Annotated in this window: 16 protein-coding genes; 10 read left to right on the forward strand and 6 right to left on the reverse strand. The window is 61.8% G+C overall.

The window, feature by feature from the left end; all coding sequences use genetic code 11:
* Nucleotides 1-34 precede the first annotated feature (34 nt).
* Nucleotides 35-748: a glutathione S-transferase gene (locus tag CFB17_RS05155; RefSeq protein ID WP_088560344.1), complete on the forward strand. Its 714-nt coding sequence runs from the start codon at nt 35-37 to the stop codon at nt 746-748.
* Nucleotides 749-805: 57 nt separating this feature from the next.
* Here CFB17_RS05155 and CFB17_RS05160 read toward each other — a convergent pair whose 3' ends face one another.
* Nucleotides 806-1,018 (reverse strand): cold-shock protein, encoded by a 213-nt coding sequence (locus tag CFB17_RS05160; RefSeq protein WP_088560345.1) that lies wholly within the window; start codon nt 1,016-1,018, stop codon nt 806-808.
* A gap of 170 nt (nt 1,019-1,188) precedes the next feature.
* Nucleotides 1,189-1,917 (reverse strand): TerC family protein, encoded by a 729-nt coding sequence (locus CFB17_RS05165; RefSeq protein WP_243389738.1) that lies wholly within the window; start codon nt 1,915-1,917, stop codon nt 1,189-1,191.
* An 89-nt stretch (nt 1,918-2,006) separates the two neighbouring features.
* Here CFB17_RS05165 and CFB17_RS05170 point away from each other — a divergent pair, with 89 nt between their 5' ends.
* Nucleotides 2,007-2,618, forward strand: coding sequence for a DNA-3-methyladenine glycosylase I (locus tag CFB17_RS05170; RefSeq protein WP_088560346.1), 612 nt, complete (start codon nt 2,007-2,009; stop codon nt 2,616-2,618).
* A gap of 14 nt (nt 2,619-2,632) precedes the next feature.
* Complete coding sequence (locus CFB17_RS05175) at nt 2,633-3,028, forward strand: rhodanese-like domain-containing protein (RefSeq protein ID WP_088560347.1); 396 nt, start codon at nt 2,633-2,635, stop codon at nt 3,026-3,028.
* On the opposite strand, the gene CFB17_RS05180 is transcribed toward CFB17_RS05175, so the two are convergent.
* Complete coding sequence (locus tag CFB17_RS05180) at nt 3,025-4,263, reverse strand: CaiB/BaiF CoA transferase family protein (RefSeq protein WP_088560348.1); 1,239 nt, start codon at nt 4,261-4,263, stop codon at nt 3,025-3,027. The genes CFB17_RS05175 and CFB17_RS05180 overlap by 4 nt on opposite strands.
* 172 nt (nt 4,264-4,435) lie before the next feature.
* Between CFB17_RS05180 and CFB17_RS05185 the strand changes: the two genes are divergently transcribed.
* From CFB17_RS05185 to CFB17_RS05210, 6 genes are all read left to right on the forward strand, one after another.
* A complete protein-coding gene (locus CFB17_RS05185; protein ID WP_088560349.1) occupies nt 4,436-4,915 on the forward strand; it encodes an SUF system Fe-S cluster assembly regulator in 480 nt (159 codons plus the stop codon).
* A 38-nt stretch (nt 4,916-4,953) separates the two neighbouring features.
* On the forward strand, nt 4,954-6,405 hold the full coding sequence (sufB, locus tag CFB17_RS05190; RefSeq protein ID WP_088560350.1) for a Fe-S cluster assembly protein SufB: 1,452 nt from the start codon (nt 4,954-4,956) through the stop codon (nt 6,403-6,405).
* A gap of 82 nt (nt 6,406-6,487) precedes the next feature.
* Complete coding sequence (sufC, locus tag CFB17_RS05195; RefSeq protein WP_088560351.1) at nt 6,488-7,240, forward strand: Fe-S cluster assembly ATPase SufC; 753 nt, start codon at nt 6,488-6,490, stop codon at nt 7,238-7,240.
* Between the two features lie 17 nt (nt 7,241-7,257).
* Nucleotides 7,258-8,637 (forward strand): Fe-S cluster assembly protein SufD, encoded by a 1,380-nt coding sequence (gene sufD, locus CFB17_RS05200; RefSeq protein WP_088560352.1) that lies wholly within the window; start codon nt 7,258-7,260, stop codon nt 8,635-8,637.
* Nucleotides 8,637-9,878, forward strand: a complete 1,242-nt coding sequence (locus CFB17_RS05205; protein WP_088560353.1) for an aminotransferase class V-fold PLP-dependent enzyme — start codon at nt 8,637-8,639, stop codon at nt 9,876-9,878. Before sufD ends, CFB17_RS05205 begins: the two co-directional genes overlap by 1 nt.
* 42 nt (nt 9,879-9,920) lie before the next feature.
* Nucleotides 9,921-10,352 carry an SUF system Fe-S cluster assembly protein gene (locus CFB17_RS05210; RefSeq protein WP_088560354.1) on the forward strand — a complete coding sequence of 144 codons (432 nt, stop codon included), beginning with the start codon at nt 9,921-9,923 and terminating at the stop codon, nt 10,350-10,352.
* A gap of 53 nt (nt 10,353-10,405) precedes the next feature.
* On the opposite strand, the gene CFB17_RS05215 is transcribed toward CFB17_RS05210, so the two are convergent.
* Entirely contained in the window at nt 10,406-12,877 is a 2,472-nt protein-coding gene (locus tag CFB17_RS05215; RefSeq protein WP_088560355.1) for a mechanosensitive ion channel domain-containing protein, read from the reverse strand.
* A gap of 77 nt (nt 12,878-12,954) precedes the next feature.
* Nucleotides 12,955-13,455: a hypothetical protein gene (locus CFB17_RS05220; RefSeq protein WP_165769437.1), complete on the reverse strand. Its 501-nt coding sequence runs from the start codon at nt 13,453-13,455 to the stop codon at nt 12,955-12,957.
* Between CFB17_RS05220 and CFB17_RS05225 the strand changes: the two genes are divergently transcribed.
* On the forward strand, nt 13,443-14,486 hold the full coding sequence (locus CFB17_RS05225; protein WP_165769438.1) for an EipB family protein: 1,044 nt from the start codon (nt 13,443-13,445) through the stop codon (nt 14,484-14,486). The two genes, CFB17_RS05220 and CFB17_RS05225, sit on opposite strands and share 13 nt — an antisense overlap.
* A 20-nt stretch (nt 14,487-14,506) precedes the next feature.
* Here CFB17_RS05225 and CFB17_RS05230 read toward each other — a convergent pair whose 3' ends face one another.
* Entirely contained in the window at nt 14,507-15,457 is a 951-nt protein-coding gene (locus tag CFB17_RS05230) for an ROK family protein (protein WP_243389739.1), read from the reverse strand.
* Nucleotides 15,458-15,577: the final 120 nt, after the last annotated feature.

Consider the following 15,577-nt stretch of genomic DNA (forward strand, 5'->3'; position numbering starts at 1 on the left):
CCGTCCCATCAGGGCAATCAGCGGAGGCGCGAGAATGACTGACTACAAGCTCTATTACTGGCCGATGCTACAGGGACGCGGCGAATTCGTTCGCCTGGCCCTTGAGGATGCGGATGTGGCCTACGACGACGTCGCGAGGTCGCATGGCATGGATGCGATGCTGTCGTGCATGAATGCCTCGAATGGCGCGTTGCCGCCCTTTGCGCCGCCCTTTCTCGTCACCAGCGACCTTGTCATCGCGCAGACCGCGAACATTCTCTTGTTTCTCGGCGGCCGTCACGGGCTGGCCCCGAAGGGGGATGAAGGGCGCTTCTTCGTCAATCAGGTCCAACTGACCATCATGGACCTTGTCGCCGAGGTCCACGACACACACCATCCAATCGCCAGCAGTCTCTATTACGAGGATCAGCTCGAGGAAGCGAAACGCCGCTCAACCGATTTCATCGCGACACGCATGCCAAAATATCTCGGCTATTTCGAGCGCCTGCTCATGCGGAGCGACGGGCCCTATCTATTAGGCCAGGAGCACAGTTACGCCGACCTCTCATTGTTCCAGATCGTCCAGGGGCTGAGCTACGCGTTCCCATCGAGCATGCGCCGCCAAGCTTCAGCCTATCCGCTGCTCACGGCTCTTGGCGAACGTCTGAGCCAGCGGCCAAGACTGCACGCCTATCTTTCGAGCCCGCGCCGAATCGCCTTCAACGAGGAGGGCATTTTTCGCCACTATCCGGAACTCGAGGCCGAATAAAGAAAAGGCCCGGCGTGAACCGGGCCTTTCTGCATGACGCTGATCGTCTCGCGGCTGCTATTCAGCAGACTTGAGATTTTCAGCCGAGCTCTTGCCGCGCTTGGGATCGCGCTGCTCCTCGTAGGAGATCTTCTGACCTTCCCGTAGGTTACCGATTCCCGCGCGCTCGACAGCGGAAATGTGCACGAAGATATCTGGACCACCGGCATCCGGCTGAATAAAGCCGTATCCCTTAGTCGCGTTAAACCATTTGACGGTGCCCACGGGCATGACGTTCTCCGAAAGATAGTGGCGCCGCGAACGTCGCGACGCGCCAGACTGACGCTGAGAATGAAGTCGTGCCCGTTAGGCAGCCGGCATCGTTAGATCAACGCAGTATGACAATCCTAACCCTGTGCCGATATGAGCGCCGTGGCAAGGTGCTCGAGCCAGAAACCCGTTCACATTGCCTCTTCAGAGGTATTTTTAATGTCAGAACGCCTCCGACGCGACGTCCAGGCCACGATCGAGCCCGAGATGACCACACAAACAGCCATCCCTAACGACGCCGCAATGTCGAGCCAGGGCGGCGTGCCTTGCATCCAGGGCAGGACCACCGGGTCCGTCAACGCAATCTCGGCTGCCACCCAACCCAGTATGCCGGCTCCCAAGATGACGAGAAAGGGCAGCCTCTTTAATGCGGTGAGGACAATCTGACTGCCTCCGACGATGAGCGGCATGCTTACGAGCAGCCCCAGGATGAGCAGCACGATGTTGCCTTCGCTGGCGGCAGCGATGGCGATGACGTTGTCGAGACTCATGACCGCATCGGCGACCACGATCGTCAATATGGCCCCGGCCAGCGTCGTACGTGGCTTCACCTTGCTATCGTCCGCGCGGGACGGCAGCATCAGTCGGACGGCAATCCACAAGAGCAGGGCCGCCCCTACCAGCTTAAGATAGGGGACTTGCAAGAGATAGACGATGAAAACGGCGAGAACGACACGGAGCGTGATAGCCACTCCGGCACCAAGGATCGTGCCCCAACGTCGTCGCGCGGGCGGCAGATCACGGCAGGCCATCGCTATGACCACGGCGTTATCACCGCTCAAGAGCAGGTCGATCCAGATGATTTGGAGGACGGGGACCCAAAAGGCGGTCGTGGTCAAGGCGGGGACAAGATCGAGCATCATCCTCCTTTCAAAGGCGGCGGCAAGCGGGCTGCCGGCAGAGACCATGAACGCCCGGATTCGCCAAGGGTCTCCTGATCGCACTCTCCATGTCTGAGTCCCTGCCGCGTTGCGGCTGGGCGGCCGGCAGCCCTGGCGAGTGCCGGTATCATGACGAGGAATGGGGCATGCCGCTTGTCGGCGACCGTAGCCTCTTCGAGTTCCTCACCCTGGAAGGCGCACAGGCCGGTCTCTCCTGGCGAACCGTGCTTGAGCGCCGCGCCGCCTATCGAGAAGCCTTTCTTGACTATGAGATCGAAGCGCTCGCCGCCCTCAGCGACGATCAGCTAATGGAGCGGCTGGCCAATCCGGGCCTCGTCCGCAATCGCCTAAAGATCCAAAGCGTGCGAACCAACGCCCGGGCCGCCCTGCCCTTCATCGCTCAGCCTGGTGGTCTCACTGCCTTTCTTTGGGCATTCGCCCCGGCCGAACGCAACCCCGTGCGCGCCGGCCCAGGCACAGTGCCGAGCGAAACGCCGGAATCGCGACTTATGAGTCGCGACCTACGCAAAGCGGGCTTCACCTTCGTGGGTCCGACGATCTGCTATGCCTTGATGCAGGCGACCGGGATGGTCAACGATCATCTCAAGACCTGCCACCGCCAGAGCGTCTGCGCCGCGGCACCGGTGCTCGTGCCAGATGTTGGAAGTCCACACCTCTAAGCGGGAAGAAGCCGATGCAGATCAAGTCGACCAAGGAATTGGTCGCTGACGCCAGCCGAGCGATCGAGACCCTGCAGCCCGAGCAAGCCCAAGCCTTCGTGGACGATCGAGAGGTCCTTTTCGTCGATGTCCGCGAGCCCGCGGAATGGCAGGGCGGCCACCTTCCAGGCGCCATCCGCGTACCGCGTGGCCAGCTCGAGTGGGCGGCCGATCCCGCCAGCTCCTCCTACAAGCCCGACTTCGGCCGGGCCAACCGCATCGTCGTCTATTGCGCGGCGGCCGGTCGCTCAGCACTAGCCGCCAAGACGCTGTCGGACATGGGGTATCGGAACGTCAGCCATATCGACGGCGGCTTCGAGGCCTGGCGAAAGAGCGGCATGCCTATCGAGGAAGAAGGCACCCCGGCCTAATCGCTCACACCGACGACGCCCCTGGCGCGCAGGCCTTCGATCACCGAGGCTTCCAGCCCCAAAAGCTCCTGCAGCACGGCCCGGGTATCTTGTCCCAGCGTTGGCGGAGGGCAGCGATAGGCAGGCGGCGTCGCCGACATCTTGATAGGGCTGGCGATGACAGGCACGACACCGCCAGCAACATTGCCCTGCGGGATCGCCACCCGCATGCCGCGGGCCTCCACCTGCGGATCGGCGAAGACGCGATCCAGCGTGTTGACCGGTCCCGAGGGGACGCCAACCTGCTCAAGCTCGGCAATCCAGGCCTCCGTCTGGCGCTCGCGCATCAAGGGCTCCATCAAGGCGTGCAATTCCTGGCGGTGCGCCACTCGCGCCGGATTCGTGACAAAGCGCGGATCCTGCGCCAGTTCCGTTGCCCCTGCGACGGCACACCATTTGCGAAACTGCGCATCATTGCCGACGGCCAGGATGATGAAGCCGTCCGCCGTGGCAAAGACGCGATAGGGGACAATGCTTGGATGCTCGTTGCCCAGCCTCGGCGGCACTTCACCGGAGACCAGATAACTCGAGCCCTGGTTTGCTAACCAGGCGATCTGCGTATCGAACAGGGACAGGTCGATCTGCTGGCCTTCGCCCTTGCGGTCACGATGGCGCAGCGCCGCCAGAATGGCCGTTGCCGCATACATGCCACACATCAAGTCGGCCACAGCGACCCCCACTTTCATGGGCTGGCCGTCCGGCTCGCCAGTAAGGCTCATGATGCCACCCTGGCCTTGCGCGAGATAGTCGTAGCCGGCCCGCGCCGCGTAGGGGCCCGTCTGGCCATAGCCGGTGATCGAGCAATAGACGAGGCGCGGGAAGCGAACCCGCAGGCTCGGATAATCGAGCCCGTAGCGCTTCAGGCCGCCGACCTTGAAATTTTCGACTAGCACATCGCAATGCGCGATCAACTCCAGAGCTAGGGCCTGACCTTCCGCCGAGGCGATGTCGATCGCCACGGAGCGCTTGTTGCGGTTGGCGGCCGCGTAATAGGCGCTCTCGGCCATGGGCTGGCCGTCGCTTCCTTGCAAAAAGGGAGGGCCCCATCGGCGGGTGTCGTCGCCCTCCAAAGGGCGTTCGATCTTGATGACCTCGGCGCCAAGGTCGCCCAGAACCTGTGTGGCGGACGGTCCGGCCAAAATTCGGCTGAGATCGAACACACGCAGGCCTGCCAAGGCCCCCGCGGGCTGCGTCATTTGCGGCTCTCCCCATCTTGCTTGATTCCTCTAGCGGGAATTCGGCCGCCGCGAAACGCCACGTCCCCTCGTTTCGGCATAAGATTACAGCGCTTTTCTTCATTAGAGGGGTTCAAATTGGACCGAATTGGTTCTATTTGTCGCGGACCAGGATCGAAGCCGGACATTTTCGTTGATCAGGCTCAGCAAACTCGCCGACTACGGCATTGTGATCATGACGCATATGGCGCGCGGACGGGCACGCCAACATGCGACGCATGACATTGCCGAAGCGACGCAGGTGCCTGCGGCAATGGCCAGCAAGATCCTCAAGACGCTCGTGCGGACCGGCTTGCTGGCCTCCAATCGCGGGGCCAATGGCGGCTATGTGATGACACGTGATCCGGCGATGATCACGGTCGCCGAGGTCGTCGAGGCCCTTGAAGGCCCGATTGCACTTACCAGTTGCACAGAAGAGGGTGAGACGGACTGCGGCATCGAGCAGCTCTGTCCCACACGAACCAACTGGCAACGAATCAACGATGCCATCCGCACGGCGTTGGCAGAAATTTCGATCGGCGAGATGGCCACGGCCATCCCGTCGGCTTTCATGGTCGAAGACGACAACAGCGATCATCAGGTGAGCCGGCCGCCCATGGCCAAGCTCGCTTGATGATAGCGATGCTCTCCTGCAGTGCACTGAGGTAGAAAATGGCAACGGCTCTCGAGACGGTGCGGGATTACGCCGGTGGTGGCGAGTATAAATACGGGTTCACCACGGACGTGGGCGAAGATCGCGCCGCGGTCGGACTCGACGAATCCACGGTCCGCTTCATCTCGAACAAGAAGGACGAGCCCACCTGGCTAACAGAGTGGCGGCTGGACGCCCTTCGCCGCTGGCAGGGCATGGTCGAGCCCGACTGGCAAAAGCCGCAATATCCGACGATCGACTACCAAGCGATCTCCTATTTCTCGGCACCCAAGTCGCCCGATGACCGGCCGAAATCGCTGGACGAGATCGACCCCGAGATTCGCAAGACCTATGAAAAGCTGGGCATCCCGATCAAGGAGCAGGAACTCCTTGCCGGCATCGCCGTCGATTATGTCTTCGACAGCGTCTCGGTCGCCACGACGTTCAAAAAGAAGCTGAATGAGCTTGGCATCATCTTCTGCTCGGTCTCCGAGGCAGTCAAAGACCATCCCGACCTGATCAAGAAATATTTGGGCAGCGTCGTGCCGCAGGGCGACAATTTCTTTGCCGCCCTGAACGCCGCCGTCTTTTCCGATGGCAGTTTCGTCTACGTGCCGCCCGGTGTGCGCTGCCCGATGGAACTCTCCACTTATTTCCGCATCAACGCGGCCGGGACCGGACAGTTCGAGCGGACGCTCATCGTCGCCGATAAGGGCGCCTATGTGAGCTATCTCGAGGGCTGCACGGCGCCAATGCGTGATGAAAACCAGTTGCATGCGGCCGTCGTCGAGTTGATCGCCCTAGACGATGCCGAGATCAAATATTCGACCGTGCAGAACTGGTATCCCGGCGACAGGAATGGCAAAGGCGGGATTTATAATTTCGTCACTAAGCGAGGTGCCTGTCGCGGCAAGAACAGCAAGATCAGCTGGACGCAGGTCGAGACCGGCTCAGCGATCACCTGGAAATATCCCTCCTGCATCCTCCAGGGAGACAATAGCCAGGGCGAGTTCTACTCGGTCGCGGTGACAAACAACCACCAGCAGGCCGATACCGGAACCAAGATGGTCCATATCGGCAAGAATACCCGCTCTCGCATCGTCGCCAAGACGATCTCGGCCGGCCGTTCTGATTCCACCTATCGCGGTCTCGTCAAGATGCTGAAGTCAGCCGAAGGCGCGCGCAACTACACGCAATGCGACAGCATGCTGATCGGCGATCGCTGCGGCGCGCATACCGTCCCCTATATCGAGGTGCGCAACCGCAGCTCGCAATGCGAGCACGAGGCCACCACCTCGAAAATCAGCGACGATCAGCTGTTCTATTGCCGCTCGCGGGGCGTGCCGGAAGAGGATGCCGTGGCGTTGATCGTCAACGGCTTTTGTCGCGAGGTCATGGAAGAGCTGCCAATGGAGTTCGCCGTGGAGGCCAGGAAGCTCCTGGGCGTCTCGCTTGAAGGCAGCGTCGGCTAGAGCCTCGGCCCGCCGCAGCCCCTCTGCAGATAAATACCGCCCCAAGGGAGCGGGTCGTCGTTTCGAAGTCGGATATTTCCCTATGTTGAAGATCGAAAACCTCAAGGCTGGTGTCGAAGGCAAGGAGATCTTGAAGGGCCTGAATCTTCAGGTGAAGCCTGGTCAAGTACACGCGATCATGGGACCCAATGGCTCGGGCAAGAGCACGCTTGCCTATGTGCTGGCCGGTCGAGACGGCTATGAGGTCAGTGGGGGGTCGGTGACCTTCGACGGTCACGACGTCACCGAAATGTCGCCTGAGGAGCGAGCGGCCGCAGGCATCTTCCTGGCGATGCAGTACCCGGTCGAGATTCCAGGCGTCGCCAACAGTTATTTCCTGCGCCAGGCACTCAATGCCATCAAGAAGGCGCGCGGCGAGCCGGAAGTTTCGGCGGCCGCCTTCATGAAACTGCTTCGCGAAAAGGCGGCTGTCGTCGGGGTGCGCGAGGATCTCTTGAAGCGCGACGTCAATTTCGGCTTTTCCGGCGGTGAGAAGAAGCGCAACGAGATTTTGCAGCTGGCGGTGCTCGAACCAAAGCTCGCCATCTTGGACGAGACGGATAGCGGCCTTGACATCGACGCGCTGCGGACGGTTGCCGAAGGCGTCAATCGACTGCGCTCACCTGAGCGCTCCTTCATCGTCATCACTCATTATCAGCGCCTCCTCGACTATATCGTCCCCGACGTCGTCCACATTCAGGCGCATGGCCAGATCCAGCGCTCGGGTGGCAAGGAGTTGGCGGGCGAACTCGAGGAAAAGGGCTACGATGCCATGATTGGCGCCGTGGCTGCTTGAGGCAGGAATCGCAAGACATGTCTGCTGCTACGCTTCCAGTCAGTCCGCGTCCGCCGGCAGCCCGACGGCCGCAGGCGTTCGTCGAGCCCATCTCCAGCTTCGCCGAGGCATTCCTGGCGCAGGCTGGCCGGCTGAATGGCGCCACTGAGCTGGGCGACCTCCGCCGCCGCCGCTTCGAGCGCTTCAAGGCCCTGGGTTTTCCCAACCAGCGAGCCGAGCGCTGGCACTACACCAACGCCGCCCGCTTTCTCAATCGCCCCTGGCATCCAGCAGCTGCGGCCGAGCTCGGAAGTGCTATGGTGACCCCCTATCTTGCGGGTGGCTCGCGCGCGCGTCGACTGATCTTCGTTAATGGCCGCCCGGCGGCCAGCCTCTCGCATGTGCAGGGCCTGCCGCCGGGCGTCATTTTCAAGAGTATCGGCCGCGTCCTCGCCGAAGAGCCTGCCGCCTTCAAGGCCCTTCTCGATCAGGACCGGGAAGATGACGGGCTCACCGCCCTGAATGCTGCCTTCGCGGATAACGGCGCCTGGATCGATATACCGGCTGGTGTAAAGCTCGAAGTGCCGCTGCAGCTATTGTTCCTGACGACCGTCGAGGCCGGACCGACGCCAATGACGCATCCGCGCGTGCGCATCAAGCTGGGGGCTGGTGCAGAACTGCGTCTGATCGAAACGCACGTGACGCTCGGGCAGTCGAAGGGCCTCACCAACCTCGTCGGCACAGTCGAGATTGGCAAGGGTGCCAGCCTGACGCATGATCGGCTGCAACTCCTGAGTGAAGGAGCCTGCTTTGTCGGCCAGCTTGCCATCGACCTGGAGGCCGAGGCCAAACTGAAGCAGACGATCGCCACCCTGGGTGGCGAGTTCGTGCGTAACGAGATGGATGCACGCCTGAAAGGCAATGCCATCGATTGCCTTTTGAACGGCGTCTACATGCCGGTCGGCACGGAGCATGTCGACACCGCCATTCGCGTGCATCATTTGGCCCCGGGCAGTCATTCCAACCAGTTCTACAAAGGCGTGATCAACGATCGCAGCCACGCCGTCTTCCAAGGCAAGATCTTCGTCGAGAAGCCGGCCCAGCAGACCAATGCCTTTCAGCAAAACAATAATCTGCTCCTTTCCGATGATGCCGAGATCGACACCAAGCCCGAACTCGAGATCTATGCCGACGACGTGAAATGCAGCCACGGAGCGACGGTCGGCGATCACGATCCGATGGAACTCTTTTATCTGCGCTCGCGCGGCTTGGACCGGGCGACGGCCGAAAGTATGCTCACCTACGCCTTCGCAGCCGAAGTGTTCGAGCGCTTCAGCGACGTGCCGCTCAAGCTGCTGGCGAGGCGGATGGCATTCGAACGGCTGCCAGGGGGAAGTGCCCTGCAAGGCATGCTCTGATGGTGGACCGTCCAGAAGCGGCATTCGACGTCGCGGCGATCCGCGCGCAATTCCCTGCCCTTCGCCAGCAGATCAACGGTCGTCCGCTGGTCTATCTGGACAGCGGCGCCAGCACACAGAAGCCGCAGGCGGTCATCGACGCGCATGCGCGCTTTTATGAACACGACTACGCCAACATCCATCGCGGCGTCTACGAATTGAGCCAGCGTGCCACCGCGGCCCATGACGAGGCGAGACGAAAGCTGACACGCTTCATCAATGCCGCGTCCTGGCGCGAAGTGATCTTCACCCGCAACGCCACCGAATCGATCAATCTCGTTGCGCAATCCTTCCTGCGGCCCCGCCTCCAACCCGGCGACGAGATCCTCGTCACGGAAATGGAGCACCATGCCAACATCGTGCCCTGGCAGCTGATTGGTGCTGCAACAGGTGCGAGGCTCGTTGCAGCCCCGGTAACGCTTGAAGGGATCCTCGATCTCGATGCCTTCGCCGAGCGGATCAACGCGCGCACCCGGCTGATCGCCTTCCCCTGGATCTCCAACGTTCTGGGCACAATCAATCCGGTGGACCGCCTGATCGAGCTGGCGAAAGATCGGGGCATTCCAGTCCTGGTCGACGCAGCACAGGCCGTCCAGCATCTGCCGGTCGACGTTCAGGGATTGGGGGCCGATTTCATCGCCTTTTCCGGCCACAAGATGTACGGCCCTTCAGGCGTTGGTGTGCTCTGGGGCAAGCTCGAGCATCTCGAGGCCATGCCGCCCTATCAAGGCGGCGGCGACATGATCGAGCACGTGACGTTCGAGGCCACCACCTGGAACGAGGTTCCTTTCAAGTTCGAGGCCGGCACGCCCGACATCGCCGGTATCGTGGCGCTCGGTCATGCCGTCGACTGGATCGAGAGCGTCGGCATCCAGGCCATCGCCCGCCATGAAGCATCGCTCCTGGCCACGGCCACGCGCGACCTTTCGCAGATCGAGGGCCTGGAGATCATCGGCAGGGCGCCAGACAAGGCCAGCGTGCTCACATTCAAGCTCGGCGACATTCATCCGCAGGACGTAGCGACGATGCTCGACCTCGAAGGGATCGCCATTCGCACCGGGCATCATTGCGCCATGCCGCTACACGCGAAATTCGGCCTTTCCGGCTCGGCACGCGCCTCGCTCGGCGTATATAATGATGAGAGCGACATCGCAGCTCTATCCCTGGCACTTCGGCGCGTCGCCCGCACGTTCGCCGGCTAGAAGACAGTGCCCGAGCACGCGAAAGAGTAGGAAGGTTCCGCGATGGCAGACGAGAGGGACGACGCAGTGCCGGCCTCACCGACCGACCATGATCCGGCACTCGACCGGGCGACGGCCATTCTCGACGAAGGCGACGAACGCCCTTCGCCCGACCGCCTCGCTGCCGTGACGGCGCTAGGCGAACGCATCGTCGAGCAGCTCAAGACGGTGTTCGATCCGGAAATCCCGGTAAACATCTATGAATTGGGCCTCGTTTATAAAATCGACATCGATGACGAGAACAAGGTCTCGATCGACATGACCTTGACCTCGCCGGCCTGCCCTGTCGCGGAGAGCCTGCCGGGCGAGGTCGAACTCAAGGTCAACGCCGTCGAAGGCGTCAACGGCACCGTCGTCAACATCGTCTGGGATCCCCCCTGGACGCCGCAGATGATGAGCGAGGAAGCCCAGCTCGAGCTCGGCATGATCTACTGAGCGAAGGACGCCTTCCAGGAAGGTGCGGTCTCGCTCAAGATCCACTCGGTCGGCTAGCTGTCATTGCCGAGGGCCGAGGGCGGCGGTGATTCCGGTATGGCGCCACTCCGCTCCGCTTTCGATACTGGGCTCTGGGGTGCGGCAACATCGGCATGGCGTTCGCGCTGCTCGACGATCACCCTTTGTGCAGGAATCGCGATCTCGATACCTTCGGCCTCAAAGCGCTTCTTCATGCGCCGATTGAATTCACGCTGCACGCCCCAGCGACCGGAATCCGTGCAGGCAATCTGACCAACGAGCTTGGCCGAACCGCCGTCAACATTGTCGACGCCCCAAAAGGCGAAGTCCGCAAGGATCCGGTCCTTATAGGCTTCGTCCTCCCGCATGCCGCGGGCGATATCCTTCAAGACCTCGCCGACCCTGTCGGTGTCCTCCTTGGCCGACACCACGACCTCGATTGCAGCGTTGCCGAGCCCGCGATTGACGTTTGTCACCGTGCCGACCGAGCTGAAGGGAATGATGTGCAACGAGCCATCGCCAGCACGCAGTCGCATTGTACGGATCGATAGGTTCTCGACGGTGCCGGAAAGCCCTGAAGCTGTGACGGAATCGCCCACCTGCATGGCATTTTCCAAAAGCAGGAAGATGCCGGTGATGAAATCCTGCACCAGCTTTTGCGAACCGAAGCCGATCGCCACACCGAGAATACCGGCACCAGCCAGGAGCGGTGCGATATTGACGCCGATCTCACTCAAGAGCGTCAACCCGACAATCACCACGATGGTCGCCAAGAGCACCGTTCGCAACATCGGCAGCAATGTGCGCACCCTGGCCGCCCGCGCATACTGGCCAGCACGATTGAGCGTGGCCAGATGCCGGTCCATCATCGTCGTGACGAATTCCCAAACGAGGATCGCCACGACAGCGGCGACCAACACGGTCACACCCGCCGAAAGGAGTTGGGCGCCCATGGCGCTCGCGGTCAGCCAGTCCACGGCCTGGAGCCCCCAGACCTGAAGCAGCGCCAGGACGGTGAAGATCACCATGACCACCATAATCAGCCGACGAAGGATGGGGTAATACCGATTAGCCCGCGCCTCCAAGGTCGGATAGCGCCTGTGCATGTCCGGATGGACGCGAAACAGCCGATCCAGTGCGCCCAGAAGGAGAATGGTCAGAACCCGGGCGCCCACCAACACAATCAGCGTCGAGAGGAAGAAGACGAGAAGGCGGTAAAGGCCATCGCGTACCTCGAGCGCCCAGACGAACCACATGGCCATCACGAGGATGACCGCCGGGTAGACCCAAACGGTCGCGAGGCGACGCCGGACGACCGAGAAATAGCCGCGCTTGTTAGCGGCTCCGGCGATCTCGCTGCTGATCGCTGCGCGCGATTGCAGGAGAATAATGACTACATACACGTGGATGAGAAGGATGACGATTTTGAGAATCGCCATGCGTGCCTCGGGGGTAAGGCCAAGGAAAAGCCCAATCTCGGCAATCGCGCCACCAAAAAGTCCGGTCGCCAGAATGCGACGCGCCCAGACTTCCAGATAGGCGCTGGTCTCCCCTTGCAGGGGAAGAAGGCGCAGGCCATCGGCGCTCGAATTGGTAAAGAACCGGACCCCGCTCAAGATCACTCGCAAGATGACATAGGCATTGACCACGGCCAGTGCGGTCTGCCGCGCCGTCGGCGTAGCGCCCAGCGGCGTCGCCAGCAGAGCATAGGCCACGCCCAGGAATACGAGGACGGGCGCAATTTCGAGAACCGTGTGCAACAAGGCTGCCGGTAGCCGACGCATCACCGCGCCCAATCCCGCCAGGAGTGCCCTGCCCCGATGCCTGTCATGGGCGCTCTCGACATGCATGCTGGCTTCGCCCGCCGAAGAAAGGTCGGGGATCGGATCGACATGCCGCCCCGGCGGGGGGCCCGGCCTAGCCTGCAGTGTTCGTAGGGGAGGCCGCAACACCTGGAAGATCAGGAACTCGGCTAAAAGGGCAACAGCGAGGATGACGCCCATCTTCCATACGGCATCGATGAGGCTATAGCGGGCAATGGGATCATTGACCGTCCGCGTCAGCCAGCCCCAGAGTTGCGGGACATCCGACACGGTCCGGCCAATCTGGCTGAGTTCCTTGCTCGCATCCTCGACCCAGTACGCCGCCTGGTTGACCAGTTGAGCGCCCAAGCTGTCGGGAGCGAGATGGCCCTCCTCCGGTACGGACGCTGCCTCGGCCGGAGCCGCTGCGGCTACCGCCTCGGCTCCGCCAGGTGCGGCGGCAGCAATTGTCTCCAGCGTCGAGATCAACTCCGCGCGGCGACGGTCATCCTTGAGGATGGCCAGCGTCGTGCGAGCCTGTGCAGCATCCACCTGGGCCGCCGAGGTGGGATGATCACCCGGCTGCTGCGCTCGAAGGCGAGTGGAGGGGAAGACGGCGATAAAAGAGAGCAACACAGGAAGCAAAAGGAGCCGCCGGCGGGCAGAAGAGCTTGTCAGCCGCATGCGTTTAAAGACCTCGCTCATGATCACACCCCATGGCAGCGCCGCCAGCCGTCGTCATCGCCTCGGCTAGCAGGTCGACCGGAATGAGGTTGCGAATTTTAAGGGAAAGACACGCCCGGCTGCGCCATACGCAAGTTCGGCATGTGACCGGCGTTTGGCTGCTTTGCTGCCTCGATTGCCTTGAAGAGAAGATCGATGAAGCTCCGATAGAGATCGATCGGCACGAATACGGCGTCGAGCGACCATGACCAGCCGGAGCGAAGATGCTCGCGGGTCCAGAGCGCAAAGATGAGATCGTCGTTCTGCTGGAGCACAAGCGCATAGAGCTCGCGATCACCACGCAATCTATCCGAGGTCAAAACGGCCGTGCCGTCCTCGTCGAAAACGAGTTCCGAAGGCGCGCCCAACCGGGCAGAGGCCGAGCGCAACACGGTCATCAGGGCCCGTAATTCATCTAGCGGAATGCGCAGGGTCCACGCACGACCATCGACCTCGCGCAAAATCTCGATCGCCAGGTGCCAGGGTGGACCACTGCGCCGAAATGTCCGGAGCTCCCCGTACTCGCCCAGTTTTTCCCAGGTTAAGATTGCTTCCGTCACTGGCCTGCCTCCAACCGGTCAACCCTCGCACTTCATTCGCTTATACATCTCGCGATGCATCGCCGTTCTCTTCCAAGCGTCTGTTTGGCTTACCTGTTCCCTCCTCGACAAGAAAGCCCAGCGCGTGTTTCGGAGCAATGCTTGGCTTTGCTCGCCAAGGGCCGATCGCCAGGAGCGAGCGTGACACCGTCGCCAAAACGGATTTAGATCAGGGCGGACCTCATGTCGGAAAAACCATGCGCTGGCTAACGGCCCCATTCCTGAGCGCTTCGCTGGCCCTGATGCTGACAGCCGGCCCTGCCGATGCCACCGACTTGCTTTCGCACCGCGCCGCCTATCGCCTCTCGCTTCTGACGGCAGATACCGGAATCGAGAGCATTCGCGGCGGCCTCGTCGTCGAATGGCAGGCGGCATGCGATGGCTGGATCAGCAACCAAAGACTCGGTTTCGTCGCCACGAGCGGCGAGGACGATCAAGGATTCAGCTATGACGTGCGCTTCTCGAGCTGGGAATCGCGCGACAACAAGAACCTGCGCTTCACCGTCAGTTCGTTCGAAGGCGACCAACTGCGCGACGAGTTCAAGGGCAACGCCGCGCTCGCCACCCTAGGCGGCCCGGGAGAGGCCTTGTTCGAACAACCCGCTAATGAAAAAGTGGAGCTCCCGGCCGGCACTCTCTTTCCGACCGAGCATCTAAGACGCCTGATCAGCGCCGCAGAAGCAGGCGAGCATTTCGTCACCAATCAAGTCTTCGATGGCTCGGGCGGCAAAGGCCTGACCCAAATCACGGCGGTGATCGGCAAGCCCGGTGATGTTGCAGCCTCGGACGATGATCAAACAAGGGTCCCGAACTGGCGGGTCAGTCTCGCTTATTACGGCAGCGACGACTCAAGCGACACGCCCGATTTCGAGACCGAGTTCGACTTGGCCGCAAACGGAGTGATGCGCAACATGCGCATGGACTACGGCAACTTCGTCCTCAAGGCCGATCTTGAGAAGCTCGAGGTGCTGCCAATGCCCAGTTGCCCTTAGTCGCGCCGCGCGAAATCGCGTCAGGCACGGCTTTGGAGATCACGGCCGAGCCAGGCAGCACCGCGCACGCCGGAACTGTCGCCATGGCTAGCCGGGCGAATTGGCGTCGTGAAGGTGTCGGAAAAGATCCGACCCGCGATGACCGGCGGCAACCGCTCATAAAGGCACGAGACATTCGACATGCCCCCTCCCAACACGATCACATCTGGATCGACGGTGTTGACGAGCGTGGCCAGGGCTCTCCCTAAACGATCGACATAGCGATCTAACGACGCCATAGCCGGTGCGTCGCCGGCCAGTGCAGCCGCCACGATTGACGGGGCATCCAGAGCCACGCCTGTGGCCTCCCGATGATCGCGGGCAAAGGCCGGACCCGAGATCCATTCCTCCAGGCAGCCACGCTGGCCACAAAAGCATTGTCGCCCCGGCAATTCATCGGCGTCGGGCCAGGGCAGCGGGTTGTGCCCCCATTCCCCGGCCACACGATTGGGCCCGGCCAGCACCTTACCATGGACTGCGATGCCACCGCCGCATCCAGTACCGATAATCACGGCAAAAACGCTGTTCGCACCCGCCCCAGCGCCATCGATTGCTTCGGAAAGTGCCAGGCAATTCGCGTCATTCGCGAATGCCATCCTGCGGCCCATATGACGCGAGAGGTCGGTCTCGAAAGGCCGACCGTTCATGAAGACGCGGTTGCAATTCTTCATCAGCCCCGTCACGGGCGAGGTCGTGCCTGGGTGGCAGATGCCAACGCTCCCGACTTGACCCAACTCTTGTTCTACATCGCCGACCAACGTCACGATAGCGGCCAGAACCGCCTGATAGGCGTCGTCACCGCTGCCACTCGGCGTTGGCAGTCGGCGCCGAAGCAACTCGCCACCATCTGGTGCCAACGCTCGGGCCTCGATCTTCGTACCGCCAAGGTCGATACCGATCGCAATGGCGTTCACCGTCGCTGCTTCCGTCACGCATAGGCGCCTAGCATGACGCCGGACCGCCCTATAGGGGGGCTCACCAATAGCAAAACCCGCCGAAGCGGGTTTTCGAGGGTCTCGTCAAAAATCCAGGGTGCAAGGGCCGCAAGGCCG

Origin of the sequence: Arboricoccus pini (assembly GCF_900187945.1) — a bacterium.
GTDB lineage: Bacteria > Pseudomonadota > Alphaproteobacteria > Geminicoccales > Geminicoccaceae > Arboricoccus > Arboricoccus pini.

What these genes read in the sequence shown, in the direction of transcription:
- CFB17_RS05160 (WP_088560345.1), bottom strand. Translation starts at nt 1,018, where the DNA reads ATGCCCGTGGGCACCGTCAAATGGTTTAACGCGACTAAGGGATACGGC.
- CFB17_RS05155 (WP_088560344.1), top strand. Translation starts at nt 35, where the DNA reads ATGACTGACTACAAGCTCTATTACTGGCCGATGCTACAGGGACGCGGC.
- CFB17_RS05170 (WP_088560346.1), top strand. Translation starts at nt 2,007, where the DNA reads ATGTCTGAGTCCCTGCCGCGTTGCGGCTGGGCGGCCGGCAGCCCTGGC.
- CFB17_RS05210 (WP_088560354.1), top strand. Translation starts at nt 9,921, where the DNA reads ATGGCAGACGAGAGGGACGACGCAGTGCCGGCCTCACCGACCGACCAT.
- CFB17_RS05205 (WP_088560353.1), top strand. Translation starts at nt 8,637, where the DNA reads ATGGTGGACCGTCCAGAAGCGGCATTCGACGTCGCGGCGATCCGCGCG.
- sufB (WP_088560350.1), top strand. Translation starts at nt 4,954, where the DNA reads ATGGCAACGGCTCTCGAGACGGTGCGGGATTACGCCGGTGGTGGCGAG.
- CFB17_RS05165 (WP_243389738.1), bottom strand. Translation starts at nt 1,917, where the DNA reads ATGCTCGATCTTGTCCCCGCCTTGACCACGACCGCCTTTTGGGTCCCC.
- CFB17_RS05175 (WP_088560347.1), top strand. Translation starts at nt 2,633, where the DNA reads ATGCAGATCAAGTCGACCAAGGAATTGGTCGCTGACGCCAGCCGAGCG.
- CFB17_RS05215 (WP_088560355.1), bottom strand. Translation starts at nt 12,877, where the DNA reads ATGAGCGAGGTCTTTAAACGCATGCGGCTGACAAGCTCTTCTGCCCGC.
- sufC (WP_088560351.1), top strand. Translation starts at nt 6,488, where the DNA reads ATGTTGAAGATCGAAAACCTCAAGGCTGGTGTCGAAGGCAAGGAGATC.
- sufD (WP_088560352.1), top strand. Translation starts at nt 7,258, where the DNA reads ATGTCTGCTGCTACGCTTCCAGTCAGTCCGCGTCCGCCGGCAGCCCGA.
- CFB17_RS05180 (WP_088560348.1), bottom strand. Translation starts at nt 4,263, where the DNA reads ATGACGCAGCCCGCGGGGGCCTTGGCAGGCCTGCGTGTGTTCGATCTC.